Origin of the sequence: Caballeronia sp. INML2, from assembly GCF_023631365.1 — a bacterium.
In the GTDB taxonomy this organism is placed as follows: domain Bacteria; phylum Pseudomonadota; class Gammaproteobacteria; order Burkholderiales; family Burkholderiaceae; genus Caballeronia; species Caballeronia turbans.
In genome coordinates this window covers 1-16,576 of the sequence record NZ_JALQDH010000134.1, presented here as the reverse complement: position 1 = coordinate 16,576, position 16,576 = coordinate 1, and the positions used below count along the sequence as shown (strand labels likewise).

Here is a 16,576-nt window from a genome sequence, read left to right as displayed (position 1 = left end):
CGACCGCTCGTCGATTGACCAGGTCCGTCCGTCTGCCTCGCCGAGATGCCTCACTTGTTTTCGCACAGCCTCGACCCATTGCAGTCGGTGACGGCACTGCTGACCTAGCGTCGCGTTCTGAGGGACACCGGTCATTCGCCCGGTGCCTTTACTAGAAACATCTCGGCTTTTCCGTTGTGCGTCGATCCACCGAATTGGGGATGCGGCGCTTTCGCGAAGTCAGTCCAGTCGACCGTCTTCAGCAAGTGCGACCAAGGTGTCGACCACATGGCGTACCTTCGGCCTCAAATGAGCCACCTTCGGCCAAACCGCGTGCACGTCGATAAGCTCGGTCGAAACGTCATCAAGAACTGATAGTAGCGTTCCTGCTTCCAAGTGTGGTCGTAACAGCGACATGGGCATCTGACAAAGTCCCATACCGGCGAGCGCCGCCTCTACAATCGAATCGCCATCGCTGATTTGGTAGGTCCCGGGCGCAGAGAAGCGATGCATCTCGCCTTCGAGGTTGACCCGCCAAGAAAGCGGTACGCCGCGTCGATAGCCAACAATACATTTGTGCTGCGCCAGGTCCTCTAGTCGCGCCGGAGTTCCGTGCTGGTCAAGATATTCGGGCGACGCTGCAATCACCATGCGCTGACGCGTCAGCCGACGGGCGACCAAACCACTCGAGCTTTCGAGTTCTCCGAAGCGGATGACGAGGTCAACACCTTCTTCAATCGGGTCAATCAAATGGTCCGAGAAGGTCATCGTGAACTGCAAGTCAGGATGGGCTTTCGCGATGTCGAGCAGGATGGGAACGAGTATCCGTCGACCAAAAGCCGCGGGCATGTCGATGCGCAGACGACCGACGGGACGTTGAAGTCCCGGGCCGAGAGCGGTTTCCGCGGTGGAAATCTCGTCAAGCGCGGATGCACAAGCAGCAAAATACGCTTCGCCATCCGCAGTGAGAGAAATGCTCCGCGTGGTGCGATGAAAGAGCTGCGCGCCGAGGCGTTCCTCGAGTTTTGCGATCGCCTTTCCGACCGCAGACTTCGTGAGCCCGAGCTGTTCGGCCGCGTCCGTAAAACTGCGAGACTTCGCGGCGGTGACGAAAATCACGATGCCGCTGAAAGTATCGACCTGCGCCATGCACTGCCCCATTGAAGAGTTTTATTCTTCATATAGGGCAGAAACCGACGGACTGTCAACCATGAGTTTTCCCCGGCTCCGCCTTCCGGAGCTGGGCTAGCTAGATTTTTACTGCGATGCCCTTGCTTGCGGCCTCGATAGCGCAGTTCGCGATTCGCAACGCGCGAATGCCATCCCGAGGGGTTGCTGGCATCGGGGCGTTCTTTTCGAGCGCCGTCAGAAAGCGGTCCAGTTCGACCTTGTACGAGTCGGCATGCCGCTCAAGGAAGAAGTTGAGCAGAGGCTCACGCGCTTCAGTCCGTTCGCTCGTCCAGCGGCGGAGGCTCGATGGGCGATGGTTTTCGTTCAGCAACATACCCTTCGAACCGAAGACTTCGAGGCGCTGGTCGAAGCCATACACCGCCTGACGCGAGCCGTTGATATGGCATTGCTTGCCGGACGCCGTACGCAGCAGCACCATCACGCTGTCGTAGTCCGGAAGCTCTTCCAAGCTAGGGTCGACCAGACGATTACCCATCGCCATCACTTCGACCGGGTCCTCCCCCAGCAACCAGCGAGCGGTATCAAAATCGTGGATGGTCATGTCCCGGAAGATTCCGCCTGAGTGCCGAAGGTACTCGCGCGGGGCAAGGCCCGGGTCACGGCTCGTGATGACGACCTGCCGGACATCGCCGACTTCGCCTTCCTCGATAGCCTGCTTGAGCCGCATTGCGTCCGGGTCGAAGCGCCGATTGAATGCCAACATCACGCGTCCATTTAGACGCTCGATTTCCTCTACTGCTGCGAGGGCCCGGTCGATGTCAAGGTCGATGGGCTTCTCACAGAGAACCGGCTTGCCCAGTCGAACTGCCTGCAGCGTCAGGTCGATATGCGTGTCGGTCGGCGTGCCGACGATGATAGCGTCAACGTCTTCGCGGTCAACGACCGATTTGCAATCGAGAGACGCGTCGCATCCAAGGTCAGCAGCAAGCGCCTCGACCGCCTCCTTGTAAGGGTCAGCCACTGCGACGAGCTTCACTCGACGGTCGCCGGCCACATTAGCAGCATGAATTCTTCCGATGCGCCCGGCACCGAGAACAGCGATACGTAACATCTCAGTCTCCTACAGTTCGTCGGAGCAGCGTCCGACTAACGGTTCATATTTTGAGGTCAGGCAGCCCGTCGGCGACGGGCTGCCGGTCTTTCTTTGACGTCCGTTGGGACGTCAAAACGGATTTCCTGCGATTCAGCAGGCACACCTTCCGCAAGTTGTCTGCTAAGTCGCAGGATGTCGTCGAGACCAAAGTCGCGAACGTCAGGAAGACGCTCGCCGCGCGCCTTTGCCACGGCGGTCGCGATACGAAGCGCGTTCGAGCGCTCTCGCATTAACAACTCGAGCGCTTCGACGAGGAATGCTCGCTCCCTTTGCGACACGTTCGCGCCAATGGCGTGGTGATGTGCAGACATACCGTGGTCCTCATAGCGGTAAAGCACTCGACACCTACTACTTCAGATGAGGCTACGGATACTGCCGCCGTCGACACCCCAAACCGCTGAAGTGACGAACGACGCGAGGTCAGATGCCATGAAGACAATTACGTTGGCCACTTCGTCAGGCTGGCCCAGGCGATTCAGCGGCAAGTGACGCAGAGACAACTCGTGCTCCACGGCGTCCTTCGGAGCCATTCCGTGGAACTTGCCCATCGTGTCTGCGAAGCCGCCTTCTTTCGTCCAGAAGGGGGTCCAGACCGGTCCTGGCGCGACTGCATTCACACGAATCTTCGGCGCTTCGGCTCGCGCAAGGCCCTTCGTGAGGGCGAGCACGGCTGCCTTCGACGAGGAGTAGTCAATCGGCACAGGCTCAGGCTGACGGGCCAGGTCCGACGCGTTGTTGATGATTACCGCCTTCTCACGGCTACGTAGCACGGGCAGCAGGTAGCGGCATGTCCGCACGTAGCTCATGAAATTGAGATTCATCGTGAAGTCCCATTCCTCGTCCGAAAGCTCCTCGAACGTGCGGACCTTCCCGGAGCCGACGTTGTTGACCAGAATGTCGACCTGGCCGTTATAAGACTTCAGGGCTGCGTCGATGCCGCTCTTTACACCGTCGGCCGTGGACAAATCCGCCTGCGCAATCGTCACATTCGTGCCAAGCGCGCGCAGTTCAGATTCGGTTTCCTTGAGCGCGTTCGCGTCGATGTCGATAAGACAAAGCCGAGCGCCTTCGCGCGCGAAGCCCAGAGCCGTTGCACGACCGATGCCTTGCGCGGCACCCGTGATGAGCACAATCTTCCCGTCGAGGCCTGTCTGCATGATGTCTCCATTAAGTTTGTGATTTCTTAGGCGCGTCCGGAGCGATTGCTTGTCTCCCTATGACGCGCTCTGCTTCTTTCAAGGCGAGCGCTGCCGCCGCCTCGCTTCCGCGAGGCGTTCGAAGAATGGCGCGAACTTGCGGACCTAGCGGTTATCGACGCGCTTGATGAATGGCCTGATGTCGACCTTGTCCCAGATGCCTGCTTTGTTGAATGGGTCGGTCTCGACGAACTTCTCGATTTCCTCGATACCATCAGCTTCGTAGAGGAAGAAGCTGCCAATCATCGTTTGGCCATCCGTTTTCGTCAGCGGGCCAGAAATCAGCGTCTTGACCGGGGCGGTCTGCAGATAGGCCTTGTGGGCGTCATAGTTCTCAAGACGACGCTCGACCATCCCAGGATGGTCAAGGCAGTAGACGGTGAAATGCATTGCTGTCTCCTTGTCTTCCGTTCGAGCAACTGAACCGATTGCTCGCGCATTTTCGGACCTCAGGCGGTCTCTGCTCGCGGCGCGACGCCGTTGAAGGCGTCACGCAAAAGCGCGAGCAGCGGCTCACGTTCAATCGGTCGCGGATTCCAGTACGGATTCGAACTCGCAATATCGGCAGCCTTCGAAACATCCTCGGCGGACATTCCGATATCTTTGAGGCCGAGAGGCGCACCGCAACGTTTGGCAAGTTCATAGACGCCCAACGCTGCATCATCTGTACCGAGTGCACGTGCAATGCGATGCATCGCGTCGGGTGCGGCCTCGCGGTTGTAGGCAAGTGCGTGCGGCAAAACGATGGTGTGCGTTTGTGCATGCGGGAGGTTGAAGCTTCCGCCGAGCGTATGGCACAGCTTATGGTGAAGCGCCATGCCGACGCTGCCAAGGACTGTTCCGCAAAGCCAGGCGCCGTACTGCGCATCGGCACGAGCTTCGACGTTGCGTGAGTCCGCGACGATAGCCGGCAATGCACGCGCGAGCGCAGCAATGCCTTCCTCCGCCATCAGGCTCGTCACAGGATTGGCGTCGCGCGAGTAAAGCGCTTCTGCAGCATGTGCGATGGCGTTGATTCCGCTCGTTACCGACAGCGCAACAGGAAGCGACATTGTCAGGTCGGCATCGTAAATCACGGTTTTCGGCAACACTCGAAAGTCTGTCCCTGTCTTCTTCAGGCCCGCGTCGGTGATGCCATAGATGGGCGTCATTTCGCTGCCTGCGTACGTCGTCGGTACGGCGAGAATCGGCAGGTCCGACTCCAATGCTATTGCCTTGCCCAACCCAATCGTCGAACCTCCGCCGACGGCAATTGCACAGTCGGCCTCCAACTCTCTTGCCAAGGCGCGAGCCTCCTTGGCCAGCTCAAGGGGGACGTGCATGACGGCGCGATCAAACACCCCAGCGGCACGCTGTCCAAGTCGGGCAGCAACCGCCTCGCCCGTCTCCTTCTGCTCAGGGCTACACAAAATGAGCGCGCGCTCCGACTTCAGTTCCAGCACCTCGCGTTCGAGATGCTGCAAGCTGCCCGTGCCAAACACGACTCGTCCGGCCCGCGCCTGATAAATAAACTCACGCTTTTGCATGAAGGTGCTCCCTTGTACGCTCACCGCTCAGGCCTGAGTCTGCTTCGTAATCAACCTGGAATCGCGCCGTGCGTAAATCGCCCAGCTCATTGCGCACGCGCAAGTGCTCGGGATGAGACGCATACGCTTCTAATGCTTCTTGCGAATCGAACTCGGTGACAAGAACAACGTCGCATGCATAGTCAACTCTGCTGTGGTCGAGACCGACTTCGAGGTGGAGCATCCCGGGGATACGACCACGCAAGCCTTCAAAGCTGGTCTTGACTAGGTTCGAGGCAACCAGGCGTTCGGCCGGTGTGTCACCAGCGACTCGCCACATAACGAGATGTCGAATCACCCGTGTACCTCCGACGGGTTGAGCACGAAGTCGTATTCGAGCGAATACCAAGGAATTTCGAGTTCTCTTCCATCTGGCGCCACGCCTGGCTCATGACGCTTCCATTCGGAAATGAGCGATGAGCGCACTCCGAACACGACGTCCGAGTCGAGGTATTGGTCACCGTCACGAAACACGTGCGTGATGAGCGTCTCGTAGCCCGGCGCTTCAATCATGAAGTGCAGATGTGCGGGGCGCCACGGATGACGACCGACGGCCGTCAACATGCGACCGACTGGCCCATCGTGTGGAATGGGATACGCTTCAGCGAGAATCGAGCGGAAGTTGAAGAATCCTTCTCCATCAGCTTTCAGTCGGCCCCGACCGCGATGAACGGCGTTGCCGGCCTCGTCGAGGTTCTGGACATCATAGAAGCCATCTTCATCCGATTGCCAAACATCGATTTGTGCATTGCCAACGGTCTCGCCGTTTGCTCCGCGCACCTGGCCCCTCACGTAGCACGGTGCACCTTTGGCGCCGTTCGAGATGTCATCGCCGTTGCTGTACAAGGGTGCTCCCTCTACGTAAAACGGTCCGAATACCGTCGCTTCCGTGCAGTTTGACGGCTTCCGGTTGTTCTGCGACATGACCAACATCGAAAGGCCGAGCGTGTCGGACAGCAGAATGAACTCCTGCCTTTTCTCGTCGGTGATATGACCCACTTCTGTTAGGAATTTGATTGCTTTGAACCACTCGTCCTCGGTGAGTTGGACGTCGCGGGCAAAAGCATGGAGATGTTGAACCAGACTCGTCATCACGGTCCTCAGTCTCGCATTCTTGCAGTCAGCGAATGAGGCGATGACGGCTTGGGTGATGGTGTCTTCATTGATGTTGCGCATCGTGCGTGTCTCCGTTGTGCGCTCAGGCGTATGAAGACGAAAGGTAAAGGGTCGTCCGCGTAAATAAAATGCCCCCAGGCGAAATGACATTTCCTCTCGCCGGAAGAATAGATGGGTGGTACCTAGAACCCCGCGCGGCCCCCTTTCCAAAACTCCGCGAAGAACGTGGATTGTAGAAGCGGACTCTACAAACTGGAGATTTCCAATCGGTTTATCTCGCCAAGTCTCTACGGCATATTGTGCCGCAACGGCTGGAAGAATCCCGTTCGATTTTTCCACGAGCAATAGAAGAGAGAGACGCGATGGACCGCTGGACGCAATTGCAGCTATTTGTGCTCACCGCCGACCTAGGTAGCTTGTCGAAAGCCGCCGAGCAGCTCGACATGTCGAATGCCGCAGCTAGCAGAACCTTGAGCTCATTGGAAGAACATCTCGGCGCCAGGTTGATTGAACGTACAACGCGGCGCATGTGGCTCACCGACGCGGGCCGCGAATATCATCGTCGCTGCACGGCGGTTATATCTGAACTTGCTGAAGCCGACGCAATCGCGTCCGAAGAGGCCGTCAGCCCGAGAGGCGTCCTGCGGGTCACCAGCTCCGTGTCGTTCGCGATGATGCATATCGCTCCGGCGCTTCCCGAGTTCCTCAAGCGATATCCGAATCTGTCGGTGCAAATCGTCGCGGCGAACCAGTATCAAAACTTCATCGAAGCCGGAATAGACATCGCGATTCGCACGAAGGAGCACGAGGGAGACTCGGGCATCACCATTCGGCGGCTCGCTGAGACGCGACGGATAATGGCGGCCTCGCCAGCCTATCTCGCCGAGCACGGTCGTCCTCAGAACCCCGAGGAGCTCGAGCAGCACAAGATGCTCGTATACAACTTAGCCGTCGACCCGTATCTACTCCATTTGCGTCGAGGAAAAGAAGAACGCAATATCGCCATCACCAGCGCCCTGGACTCGAACGAAGGCCAGGTCATTGTCGCCGCAGGTCGTGCGGGACTGGGCATCGTTGTTCAGCCTCTCTACATCATCCACGACGACATCGTGTCTGGTCGTCTCGTCCCAGTGCTGGAGGACTGGCAGCTACCCCGTCTGACCATCAATTTGGCGTATCAGAGCCGGCGTTATCAGCCGGCAAAGATTAGAGTTTTCACTGACTTCCTTATTGAGCGCGTGAAAAGCCTCAATCTCGAGGAACGCTGGATGACCTTTTCAACTTGAAGGAGGCTCACCGCGTGGGGTTTTGGCGCATTACCGCCGAATCGTGTTCGACGATATTTCCGCCCAGCGGAAATCTGATTTCGGTCCCAACCATGTTTCTCGGAGAAAACCGGCCATACCCTATAAGCACAAAATCCCACTTAGGGAACCGGAGCCGATGATGCCCACGACGCAGCGATGGGCGTCGGACGATTGCCAGTTCCGCATCCAGACGAACTCAGCAAGGATATCGAGAATCTTGAGAGCTGGCGGTGCGCGATTCAGAAGCGAAATAGTGACGTACGTGCAGCACGGTCTTGATGTTTTGTTCGATTGAGAAGCAAACGGCCGACACGTGTGATGCGCGCCGGCCGAATTCGGAGGGATGCCGTGCTACGCCGGCGTTGCATTCTTCCTGCGGGCATATCGTTCGAGCGGCGAAGCCAAGACTGCCCCGAGGCGTCCATCGAGCAACACGACAATCAGAAGCAAGAGCCCGTTCACGAGAAGAATCTGAGTCGAGGTTGCATTCAAAAGGCCAAGTCCGTTGTTCAGGATCGTGAGAATCAGGACGCCCATCGCGACACCAAGCGGCGAGCCGATGCCACCGCCCAAAGCAACGCCACCAACAATGGCCGCCGACGCTGCCTGCAACAAGATGTTGCTTCCCATCGTTGCCGAAGCCGTCGCCAGGCTCAACGAGAGCAGGCCTCCGCCCAAAGCCGACAACCCACCGGAAATGACAAAGCCGACCGTCAGCGCCTTTCCAACCCGAGCACCGCTCTGAATCGCCGCCTTTCGATGACCGCCGGATGCGTAAATGTCACGACCGAGCGTGGTGAAGCGGAGAAACAGCGAAACCACGACAAAGCAGGCGATTGTGATGAGACTTCGCGGCGAGAAGATGCCTGCCACGCTTTGGTCGAGAAAGTCGCTGACGTCGAGATTGCCGTAACTCAAAACACGCCCCCCCGCGAGCCAATACCCCACGCCGGTCAAAAACATCATCGAGCCAACAGTTGTCACCAACGAGGAAACGCCAAGCCATGGCAACAAGGCCGCGTTTGCAACGCCCACCACCACCCCGAAGATAACCGCGTACAAAATGCCGAGCATCGCGCTATCACCGCCGAACTTCACAGTGATGAGCCCGGCCACCGTCGAGATTGCTGCAACACTCAGGTCGAACTCGCCGGCAACCATCGTGACCGAAAGACCGAGTGCGATGATTCCAAGGAACGCAAACGCCTGAAAAATCGCGTACAGGTTGGCCTGCGAGAAGTAGTGGTTGACGCTGAGGCCGAAGATGACTGGCATGCCGACGAGCAGGACGAGCCGAATCGCCAGATTAAGAAGTCGTTGAGATTGGTCCATTTCCGAGTCTCCTATTATTTCCGTCCCGGACCGAGCCGGGCAAGCAACGCGCCGAACACCACCGCTGCGAGAACCACGATGCCTTTTGCGACCAGTTGGTATTCGTAGCTCACGCCGCTGACCAACAGGATGTTGCTGATAACCGCAAGGAAGATGGCGCCAGTGACCGCATCCGATATCTGTCCACGACCACCTCGAATCGAAATACCACCGACCAGCACGGCGGCAATCGCATTGAAGTCGAGGTCGATGCCGTACGTCAGATTGCCCTGAGCCGACGACGAGGCAATCAAGGAGCCGGCGAGTGCAGCCGCTGCCCCAGCGAACGCGTAGCAAACGAGTATTGCAGCCATCGTCCGAAGTCCGGCAATGCGCGCAACCTCGGCTCGCATTCCGAGCAAGCGGATTTCACGTCCAATGCGCGATTTCTGAAGAATGAAACTCGCGATTGCAGCGAAAACGGCCAGCACCAGGATTTGAGTCGGCAGCCAGCCAAAAAGCTTGCCTTGACCAAGCCATGTGGCGTCGCCTTTACCGATGACCGTCAGCCCGCCGGTGAAGATGACGCCTGCGCCGATGATGATTGACGAGGTGGCAATCGTCGTGATGATGGGGTTCGCTTTCCCTAGAGCGATGATTCCGCCCTGAACGGCACCCATCAGCAGGCCGCTCAACACGACAAGCAGCAGCGTCGCACCCAAACCCAAGTGAATGAGCGCGGCAAACATGACAGTCGAGACTGCCGCTGTTGCACCCATCGACAGCATGAACAGATTGCCGCTGAGAGTGACGAGCGCCATACCAATAGCGCCGATACCGACTGCAGCTACCGAATACATCAGCGACTGCAGGTTCCCGAACTCCGTGAAGTGCGGCACGATGGCCGCAGCGACGACGATAAGGACGAGCGTCGCGATTCGAATCGACGCGGCATGAATGCTGGTCGTTCCAAAAAGTGCAGATGCCCATCGCCGCAACGCAGTTGGCGACACTTGTGCAGTGGGCTCCATAGCGGTCTTATGCATTACCCATCTCCGCAGGTTGGATTCGGAAAGAGACATGTCCGTGAGATGCGTCGCTATCGCCCGCGACGATGTCGTGGAGCAGCGTGTCACCATCGATTTCAAATCGAGGTTTATGGCGAACCATACGACCACGGAAGACGGAGAGAACGGTGTCCGCGAGTTCCAGAATTTCTTCGAGGTCTGTCGAGTAGAAGACAATCGCCAAGCCATCGTCCGCCATCTTGCGAAGCGTCGAATAGATTTCCGCGCGGGCGCCAATGTCAACGCCTCGAGTAGGCTCGTTCAACAGCAATAGGCGAGGCGCGAGCGCGACGGCTTTCGCGAGCGACACCTTCTGTTGATTGCCACCGCTGAGCGTCGACACTTCATGCGGCAGTCGCTTCGGGTCGATTGCGAACATCGACGCGAGGCGTCGGGCCTCTTCCTGTTCGCCAGCACGCCGCATGATTCCAGCCTTACTGAACTTCGCCATGACGGAGGCTGTGATGTTGATAGCAATCGGCGCATCCAGAAACACGCCCTTATCCGCACGGTCCTCGGCAACGTATGCAATGCCTGCCTTCAGGGAACTGCGGATGCTGTCGAGCTTGATGGGCTGTCCATCCACCTTGACTGAGTTGGAGATATCACCGCGAAGGCCAGCGAGCGCCTCGACAAGGACTTCAGCCCCAGAACCAAGCTGACCGACGACCGCGAGAATTTCACCAGGCGCTACATCGACCGACAGGTCTTTGACCTTGTCCGCAACCGTCAGGTTGGACACCGACAGTCGCGGCGCAATATCAGCGCGACTCTCGGGCGGCTTGACCTTGCTATGCACAAGTTCGCGTCCAATCATCGCCTTGACCACTTCAGCGGTCGTCATATCGGAGGTGCGTTGCGTCAGGACGTGCTGACCGTTGCGGAAAACTGTGACCCGGTCCGTCAGCGCAAAGACCTCATCGAGCCGGTGGCTCACAAAAATCATTGCGGTGCCTTGGTCGCGCAGCTTGCGCGCCACGTCAAAGACTCGAACTATCTCCGCATCCGACAACGTGGCAGTTGGCTCGTCGAGGAGGAGCACCTTCGCCTGCCGCGACATGCCCCGCGCGATTTCTACAAGCTGACATTCGGCGAGGCTGAGTCGGGACGCCGGAGCGTCGAGCTTAACGTGTGACAACCCGACCGAGTCGAGGTGCTCGCGGACAGAGTCGCGATACTGACTGCGTCGGTAGATTTCGCTCTGGTCCGCGCCGCCGAGAAGAATGTTGTCGAGCACCGAGAGCGTCGGGACAATTGCGAGCTCTTGGTGAACGATGGAGATAAGTCGGGGGTCGGTGCGACTCCCGAGTTTCAGATTGTGGCCGTCGACGGTGATTTCGCCGTCGTCAGGCTCAACGAGCCCGCCGAGAATCTTGATGAACGTGCTTTTGCCAGCGCCGTTCTCTCCACAGAGCGCATGAATCTCACCGGGCGCCAATTCGAGGCTGACGCCGGTCAGCGCTTTGACGCCACCATAATGTTTTGTGAGATTGCGAGCGCAGAGCAGACTCTGAGTAGCTACCGGCTCGGCGCCGGGATTCGCGTCTTGCAGCATTGTCTTCCTCCAAACGCGGAGACTCTTCGGTCATCCGCTATCAAGGGCTGATGCCTGTCACAGTCGCCCACCTCCTGCGCGTAGCTGGTCGGGTGTGGGTGACGGCATACATCTCGAATAACGATGTCCTGCGTCGATGCCGGGCAATTTGCTTGCCAAGACTCAGACTGAGCCGAAGGCGCTGCGGCATAAGCGACGCTGCTGTTGGTGGTCTTTGCGGAGAGAAAATCGCAGGAAATCGCTGCGTGCGCAGGAATGCATGTCGTCTCCGGCAGAAACTCGCGTCAGCGGCTTCGTTATTGTTGAGTCACAGGTTATTAGTTCGTCTGGAAAAGAAAAATGCGCTGCCGCGAAATGATATTTCCGGTGGAAGGAAATATCCGTGCTGTCCATGGCGCCCAAAAGAAAGCGCGCGGAGGTCGGGTCGTGATGCCCGACAAACCGCGCGTAACATGAGCCCGTGGCTGTCTTTAGAGGGTGATTCGCTGTCCCTGCGCCGACGACCGAATCGCCGCGTCGACAATGCGTTGGATTTCCCAGGCTTCTCGGAAGTCCGGGAACGTGGGCGTGCCGTGCTCGATAGCTGCGATGAATTCCGCCATCTCGATGGTTTTCAAGTCATTGAATCCAAGCTGGTGCCCGCCGGCCACAGTGAAGTTTTCGTAGGGAGGATGAGCCGGGCCCGCTTCGATACGGGTGAACCCCGATGTCCTAGGGTCGCCCCCGGCCTTGAAGTACTGGAGTTCATTGAAGCGCTCTTGTGAGAAGCACAGTGCGCCTTTCGTTCCGTAGACCTCGAACTCGAGCTGCATCTTGCGGCCGGTCGCCGCCCAATTCGCTTCGAGGGACCCTGAGCATCCTCGCTCGAATGTAACCATCAGTCGGGCGATGTCGTCGACCTTGACTTCACGCCGCTCGGACGAACCTGGCGCAACCGGCCGAGTTTTGTTGACGGTCTCAAGCTGCGCGTTGACCTGGGTGACGGTCCCGAGCAGAAATCGGGACATACCGACGATATGGTTACCGATTTCAGCCAGCGCGCCAGCCCCATTCTGAGGGTCAACTCGCCATCCATATGGAATCTCCGGGTCGGCCATGTAGTCTTCAGCGTGGACGCCTCGGAAGCTCGTGATTTCACCCAATTCACCAGATGCAATCATCTCCCGAGCTAGCTTGAGTACAGGGTTTTTAATGTAGTTGTAGCCAACCTGCGTAACGACCTTCGCAGCCTCAGCAGCCTTCATCATCTCGAAGGCGTCGGCGACCGACGGAGCAATCGGCTTTTCGCAATGTACGTGCTTGCCGGCGGCGATGGCCGCGAGCGCCATTTCCCGATGTAGGCTGCATGGCGTCGTGATTGAGACAACCTGAACGCTCGGGTCGTCCAGCAACGTGCGCCAATCGGTAGTGGCTCGCTCGAACCCGAAGTGCTCGGCCGCTTGCTGAGCGCCCATCTCGCTGGCATCGGCGACTGCCACCAATCGCGGCCACAGTGAATCCGGAAAGGCGTTGGGCACGGCTCGGTATGCCAGCGCGTGGGCCTTTCCCATAAAGCCAGTGCCAATCACAGCTACGCCAATCTCGCGTCTCATCGTTGTCTCCATTCATCAAACGAAAGCGACCCCGAAGGGTCGCGCAAAACGTCCCGGCGCGTGTGCGACGGTCAGCTCTGCAGCGTGCGTTACTTCTTCTGCGAGTAGCAGACGTTGAGCGTCGCCTTGGTCGCAGCAGGATTCGGCAAATACTGAACGGCTTGCGGCGCCTTGCCCGACGCGAGGTCTTTGGCCGCCCGCGCAGCGTATGCACCATCGTCAAACGGGGACTGCTCGACCGTGGCGTATGCCTTTCCAGCAGCGATGGCTTCCACCGCACCGGAGTCGCAGCCGTGGCCGACGATTACAAGCTTCGACGGGTCGAGGCCAAGGCGCTGTGCGGCAGTTACGACGCCGCGAAGTTGCGAGTCGTTCTCCGTGTAGACGCCTTTCACGTCCTTGAATTGAGTGAAGAGCGCCGACGCTGCGGCTTCTGCCTTCACAGCGTCCCAGTCGGCCGGTTGGGAACCGACTACTTCGATTCCAGGCGCATTCTTCTTGAGACCGTCTACGAAGCCTTGATAGCGCTGAACTTGAGGCGGCGTACCCATCGGTCCGTTGATGACGATGACTTTGCCTTTGTCGCCATAGCCCTTTTCTTTGAAGCCCTGAATTATGGTCTTCGCGGCGACTTCGCCATTGCTGATGTCGTTGGGGCCCGTGAAAACCTTCCAGTACTTGGAATACTTCTGGTCGGGCATCGAGTTCGAGATGACCAGCGGAATCTTGGCTTGGTCAATCTTGCGAATCGACGGGACCATGGCGCTCGAGTCCACAGGGATGAGAACGATGACGTCGGGCTTTTGGGCAAGCGTCTGGTCGACCACAGTGGCTTGTTCGTTTGCGTCGTAGTTGCTTACCTTCACGTCGAGCTTGAGGCCCTGAGCGGCGGCTTCCTTCTCGAAGCCCTTCGCATAAAGCGCCCAGTATTCAACGCTCTGCGTCGGCATGAGCAACGCAACACGGGGCTGGTCGGCCGCATGGGCGCTGGTACCAAGGGTGCTCGCAATGGCTGCGAGAGCGAAACAAGAAATGATGGATTTGCGGAAGTTCATGCTGTGTCTCCAATAGGCCCATGTGGCGGAGCCGGGTTCTGATGTTTGGTGGAGGCACAGTAAGGCTTGGTATCAGAAAGAAAAATGCGACAGAACGAAAAGTTATTTCCGCTCACCGGAAAAATATTGATGCCGAAGGAGTGATTGCCGCCGGATGCTTCAAGAATCGACGGGGCAGCCCAGAATCGGGCAACAACGCTGGCCATCCGTGATTGTGTAGTTTTACTCTACGGAATGACGATTGCAGGGCTGTTTATCCGCGGTGACTTCTACGTGATAGTTCAGGACATCGATTCCCCGACCGGCGTTTGCCGCCCGTCGCCACTTACAAGAGGTCTCACATGTCCAAGTCCAAGGTCGAACTCGTCGCCGCGTATTTCACTCTCTCGGGTGATGTCTATCCGTTCGGTCCGACCGAAATCAGTCCCTTCAGCTTCAAGGACCGAGTCGAAGCAGCCGCGAAGGCTGGCTGGGACGGCATCGGTTTAATTCACTCGGACATCTACGCCACCGCCGACAAGATTGGCTTCCCGGAAATGCGCCGCATCCTCGAAGCGAATGGAATGAAGCATGTCGAGTTCGAGTTCCTGGTCGACTGGTATCAAACGGGCGAACGCCGTCGCACGTCTGACAGCATGCGCTATTACTACCTCAAGGCGGCGGAAGAACTGCGCGCTCGCATTGTGAAAGTCGGTCCCGGCATTGGCGAAGAGACCGCGAACGTCCAGCTCATGGTCGACGAGTTCGGCAAGCTCGCCGATGACGCCGAGAAGCACGGCACGCAAGTCATGCTGGAAATCATGCCCTTCAGCAACGTCCGCACAATTGAAACAGGCAAGGCCATCGTCGAAGGCGCGAACAAGGCAAACGCAGGCCTTCTGCTCGACATCTGGCATTTGAGCCGTGGCAATGTCGACTTCAAGGAAATCGCCACTATCAAGCCGGAATTCATCAAGGGCATCGAACTGGACGACGCTGACCGCTATGCAATCGAGCCGCTGTGGATGGACACCATTCACAAGCGCCGCCTGCCGGGCGAAGGCGTACTCGACGTGAAGGGCTTCATCAAAGCAATTCAGGCGACCGGCTGGAACGGCCCTTGGGGTGTTGAGATTCTGTCCGAGGTCGAGCGCAAGCTCCCGTTGGACAAAATGGCAGAACGTGCCTACAACGCGACCATTAGCCAGTTCGAAAACTGATTTGCTGTAGCAGAAACTCCGTAGAGGAACGGCCGCGTCTTTGTCTACGCGGCCGTTTTGCCAATGCGGCTACACCGCGTCACCTTTTTGGCGGCGTTCGCAGTTAGTGTCTTGGCAATCCTCTTGACGTGCAACGCCCTGAAACGCTGAAGGACAGACCAAATGCTCTCACTCTATGTTCGCTTCAAGCTGCATCCCGGAACCAAGCCTCGCTTCGTACCGCATCTTGCCGAGCTCATCAAAACGATGGGCAAGGAGCCGACTTTCGTCAGCGCCGTGCTGAGCGAAGACCCAGAAGCAGCGGACGATATGGTCTTATTCGAGTTATGGAACGGCTCTACGCAGGAATGGCTCAATGAGCAGCCGCAAAAACCGTATCGAAGCGTCTATGACGAGGCCACCAGAGACCTCGTCGCCGACAAGGAGGTACGCTTTCTTGCTCCGGTTGTGATTCAAAACTAGCAACAACGACCGTCAACGCTCCGCCGTCGCTGTGAGCGTCGACCGCTCGCCTTCGAAGAAGGCGCTACGACTTCGTCATCGCTAGCGCTCATCGAAGGTTCCCGCGGGCCGATAACCGCGCGCTGAACAGCGGCGGGTTTCAGGGGCACACCAGCCGCCGGAATGACGCCTGCACGCCGTAGGCGAAGGGCAGAAAGTGGCCGGTCTCAGCCTTCGCGTTCGAACGAGCGATTGCCCTACAGCGCCGGAAACTTTCCTTCCGAGAATAAGGTAACGTCGCCCCGACTTCGGAGCGATATCTTGTCCAACGGAAAAGAGGTGAATAGCGCCTCATGTGCTGCATACGAACTCGAGCCGGTGCGGGATCGATATGTTTGCGCCCAAGTAAGCAGTTCGGCAAACGACTGGGGAGTCGCTCCGCCGCGTATGCCGCGTCGGTGAATATTCGCGACGCATTCAGACTCGTCGAGGGTGATCCAAACCAATGCGGTCGCGCTTGGCAGAATGTTAGACACGATCCAGCCGTAGATGCCTTCGATCACCCACCGTTCATCACGAGCCGCATTACGCGCCATCGAGATGACGTCTTCCCGTTCCCGAGCAACACCGTAGCCACTAGGCTCCCAGTTGAACACGTCTAGATCGATCCAGTTGCCCCCTGTAAGAACTGCGAGTCGCTGCGACATCCAACTCTTACCCGAACCCGAATTTCCAATCACAACGGTTCTTGTTAGATTCATGAGCCGTGGCCTTAGCGTTCGTCGGCCTCAGATTGTCGACGATTGGCCGGGGCCTGTCGACCGTCTCCTATTGGCCGACAAGCGCCTCGCGGTCCGAACGTCAATGTCACGGCGTCAGCGATCGGCGTTCTGCCATTCGTGCGATTCA

General features: G+C 58.1%; 17 protein-coding genes. 3 read left to right on the top strand and 14 right to left on the bottom strand.

Features of this window, described 5'->3' with window-relative positions:
• Positions 1–219: 219 nt before the first annotated feature.
• From NCT32_RS35860 to NCT32_RS35825, 8 genes are all read right to left on the bottom strand, one after another.
• The gene (locus NCT32_RS35860) at positions 220–1,128 is read right to left on the bottom strand and encodes a LysR family transcriptional regulator (RefSeq protein ID WP_250491442.1); all 909 of its coding nucleotides are present in this window, start codon (positions 1,126–1,128) and stop codon (positions 220–222) included.
• A 100-nt stretch (positions 1,129–1,228) separates the two neighbouring features.
• Positions 1,229–2,221 carry an inositol 2-dehydrogenase gene (gene iolG / locus NCT32_RS35855; protein WP_250491441.1) on the bottom strand — a complete coding sequence of 331 codons (993 nt, stop codon included), beginning with the start codon at positions 2,219–2,221 and terminating at the stop codon, positions 1,229–1,231.
• 56 nt (positions 2,222–2,277) lie between these two features.
• A complete protein-coding gene (locus tag NCT32_RS35850; RefSeq protein WP_250491440.1) occupies positions 2,278–2,574 on the bottom strand; it encodes a hypothetical protein in 297 nt (98 codons plus the stop codon).
• A 42-nt stretch (positions 2,575–2,616) separates the two neighbouring features.
• On the bottom strand, positions 2,617–3,420 hold the full coding sequence (locus NCT32_RS35845) for an SDR family NAD(P)-dependent oxidoreductase (RefSeq protein ID WP_250491439.1): 804 nt from the start codon (positions 3,418–3,420) through the stop codon (positions 2,617–2,619).
• 144 nt (positions 3,421–3,564) lie between these two features.
• Positions 3,565–3,849 (bottom strand): YciI family protein, encoded by a 285-nt coding sequence (locus NCT32_RS35840; protein WP_250491438.1) that lies wholly within the window; start codon positions 3,847–3,849, stop codon positions 3,565–3,567.
• Between the two features lie 59 nt (positions 3,850–3,908).
• Positions 3,909–4,985, bottom strand: a complete 1,077-nt coding sequence (locus NCT32_RS35835) for a maleylacetate reductase (protein ID WP_250491437.1) — start codon at positions 4,983–4,985, stop codon at positions 3,909–3,911.
• Positions 4,972–5,322 (bottom strand): Dabb family protein, encoded by a 351-nt coding sequence (locus NCT32_RS35830; protein WP_250491436.1) that lies wholly within the window; start codon positions 5,320–5,322, stop codon positions 4,972–4,974. Before NCT32_RS35830 ends, NCT32_RS35835 begins: the two co-directional genes overlap by 14 nt.
• Positions 5,319–6,200, bottom strand: a complete 882-nt coding sequence (locus NCT32_RS35825) for an intradiol ring-cleavage dioxygenase (RefSeq protein WP_250491435.1) — start codon at positions 6,198–6,200, stop codon at positions 5,319–5,321. Before NCT32_RS35825 ends, NCT32_RS35830 begins: the two co-directional genes overlap by 4 nt.
• Positions 6,201–6,502: 302 nt before the next feature.
• Between NCT32_RS35825 and NCT32_RS35820 the strand changes: the two genes are divergently transcribed.
• Positions 6,503–7,426, top strand: coding sequence for a LysR family transcriptional regulator (locus NCT32_RS35820; protein WP_250491434.1), 924 nt, complete (start codon positions 6,503–6,505; stop codon positions 7,424–7,426).
• A 372-nt stretch (positions 7,427–7,798) separates the two neighbouring features.
• On the opposite strand, the gene NCT32_RS35815 is transcribed toward NCT32_RS35820, so the two are convergent.
• From NCT32_RS35815 to NCT32_RS35795, 5 genes are all read right to left on the bottom strand, one after another.
• Positions 7,799–8,779: an ABC transporter permease gene (locus tag NCT32_RS35815; RefSeq protein ID WP_250491433.1), complete on the bottom strand. Its 981-nt coding sequence runs from the start codon at positions 8,777–8,779 to the stop codon at positions 7,799–7,801.
• Between the two features lie 14 nt (positions 8,780–8,793).
• Positions 8,794–9,804: an ABC transporter permease gene (locus NCT32_RS35810; RefSeq protein WP_250491432.1), complete on the bottom strand. Its 1,011-nt coding sequence runs from the start codon at positions 9,802–9,804 to the stop codon at positions 8,794–8,796.
• Positions 9,797–11,380, bottom strand: a complete 1,584-nt coding sequence (locus NCT32_RS35805) for a sugar ABC transporter ATP-binding protein (protein ID WP_250491431.1) — start codon at positions 11,378–11,380, stop codon at positions 9,797–9,799. The genes NCT32_RS35810 and NCT32_RS35805 overlap by 8 nt, the downstream gene beginning before the upstream one ends.
• A gap of 470 nt (positions 11,381–11,850) precedes the next feature.
• Positions 11,851–12,972, bottom strand: coding sequence for a Gfo/Idh/MocA family protein (locus tag NCT32_RS35800; protein WP_250491430.1), 1,122 nt, complete (start codon positions 12,970–12,972; stop codon positions 11,851–11,853).
• A gap of 89 nt (positions 12,973–13,061) precedes the next feature.
• Positions 13,062–14,027: a sugar ABC transporter substrate-binding protein gene (locus NCT32_RS35795; RefSeq protein WP_250491429.1), complete on the bottom strand. Its 966-nt coding sequence runs from the start codon at positions 14,025–14,027 to the stop codon at positions 13,062–13,064.
• A 308-nt stretch (positions 14,028–14,335) separates the two neighbouring features.
• On the opposite strand from NCT32_RS35795, the gene NCT32_RS35790 reads away from it, so the two are divergent.
• Both NCT32_RS35790 and NCT32_RS35785 read left to right on the top strand, forming a co-directional pair.
• Complete coding sequence (locus tag NCT32_RS35790) at positions 14,336–15,226, top strand: sugar phosphate isomerase/epimerase (RefSeq protein WP_250491428.1); 891 nt, start codon at positions 14,336–14,338, stop codon at positions 15,224–15,226.
• Between the two features lie 162 nt (positions 15,227–15,388).
• The gene (locus tag NCT32_RS35785; protein WP_250491427.1) at positions 15,389–15,688 is read left to right on the top strand and encodes a putative quinol monooxygenase; all 300 of its coding nucleotides are present in this window, start codon (positions 15,389–15,391) and stop codon (positions 15,686–15,688) included.
• A 236-nt stretch (positions 15,689–15,924) separates the two neighbouring features.
• Here the strand turns inward: NCT32_RS35785 and NCT32_RS35780 are convergent, their stop codons facing one another.
• The gene (locus tag NCT32_RS35780) at positions 15,925–16,428 is read right to left on the bottom strand and encodes an adenylate kinase (RefSeq protein ID WP_250491426.1); all 504 of its coding nucleotides are present in this window, start codon (positions 16,426–16,428) and stop codon (positions 15,925–15,927) included.
• Positions 16,429–16,576 lie beyond the last annotated feature (148 nt).

Excerpts from the sequence above, each read along its gene's own strand:
- NCT32_RS35860 (WP_250491442.1), bottom strand. The coding sequence starts at position 1,128 with ATGGCGCAGGTCGATACTTTCAGCGGCATCGTGATTTTCGTCACCGCC.
- iolG (WP_250491441.1), bottom strand. The coding sequence starts at position 2,221 with ATGTTACGTATCGCTGTTCTCGGTGCCGGGCGCATCGGAAGAATTCAT.
- NCT32_RS35850 (WP_250491440.1), bottom strand. The coding sequence starts at position 2,574 with ATGTCTGCACATCACCACGCCATTGGCGCGAACGTGTCGCAAAGGGAG.
- NCT32_RS35845 (WP_250491439.1), bottom strand. The coding sequence starts at position 3,420 with ATGCAGACAGGCCTCGACGGGAAGATTGTGCTCATCACGGGTGCCGCG.
- NCT32_RS35840 (WP_250491438.1), bottom strand. The coding sequence starts at position 3,849 with ATGCATTTCACCGTCTACTGCCTTGACCATCCTGGGATGGTCGAGCGT.
- NCT32_RS35835 (WP_250491437.1), bottom strand. The coding sequence starts at position 4,985 with ATGCAAAAGCGTGAGTTTATTTATCAGGCGCGGGCCGGACGAGTCGTG.
- NCT32_RS35825 (WP_250491435.1), bottom strand. The coding sequence starts at position 6,200 with ATGCGCAACATCAATGAAGACACCATCACCCAAGCCGTCATCGCCTCA.
- NCT32_RS35820 (WP_250491434.1), top strand. The coding sequence starts at position 6,503 with ATGGACCGCTGGACGCAATTGCAGCTATTTGTGCTCACCGCCGACCTA.
- NCT32_RS35815 (WP_250491433.1), bottom strand. The coding sequence starts at position 8,779 with ATGGACCAATCTCAACGACTTCTTAATCTGGCGATTCGGCTCGTCCTG.
- NCT32_RS35810 (WP_250491432.1), bottom strand. The coding sequence starts at position 9,804 with ATGCATAAGACCGCTATGGAGCCCACTGCACAAGTGTCGCCAACTGCG.
- NCT32_RS35805 (WP_250491431.1), bottom strand. The coding sequence starts at position 11,380 with ATGCTGCAAGACGCGAATCCCGGCGCCGAGCCGGTAGCTACTCAGAGT.
- NCT32_RS35800 (WP_250491430.1), bottom strand. The coding sequence starts at position 12,972 with ATGAGACGCGAGATTGGCGTAGCTGTGATTGGCACTGGCTTTATGGGA.
- NCT32_RS35795 (WP_250491429.1), bottom strand. The coding sequence starts at position 14,027 with ATGAACTTCCGCAAATCCATCATTTCTTGTTTCGCTCTCGCAGCCATT.
- NCT32_RS35785 (WP_250491427.1), top strand. The coding sequence starts at position 15,389 with ATGCTCTCACTCTATGTTCGCTTCAAGCTGCATCCCGGAACCAAGCCT.
- NCT32_RS35780 (WP_250491426.1), bottom strand. The coding sequence starts at position 16,428 with ATGAATCTAACAAGAACCGTTGTGATTGGAAATTCGGGTTCGGGTAAG.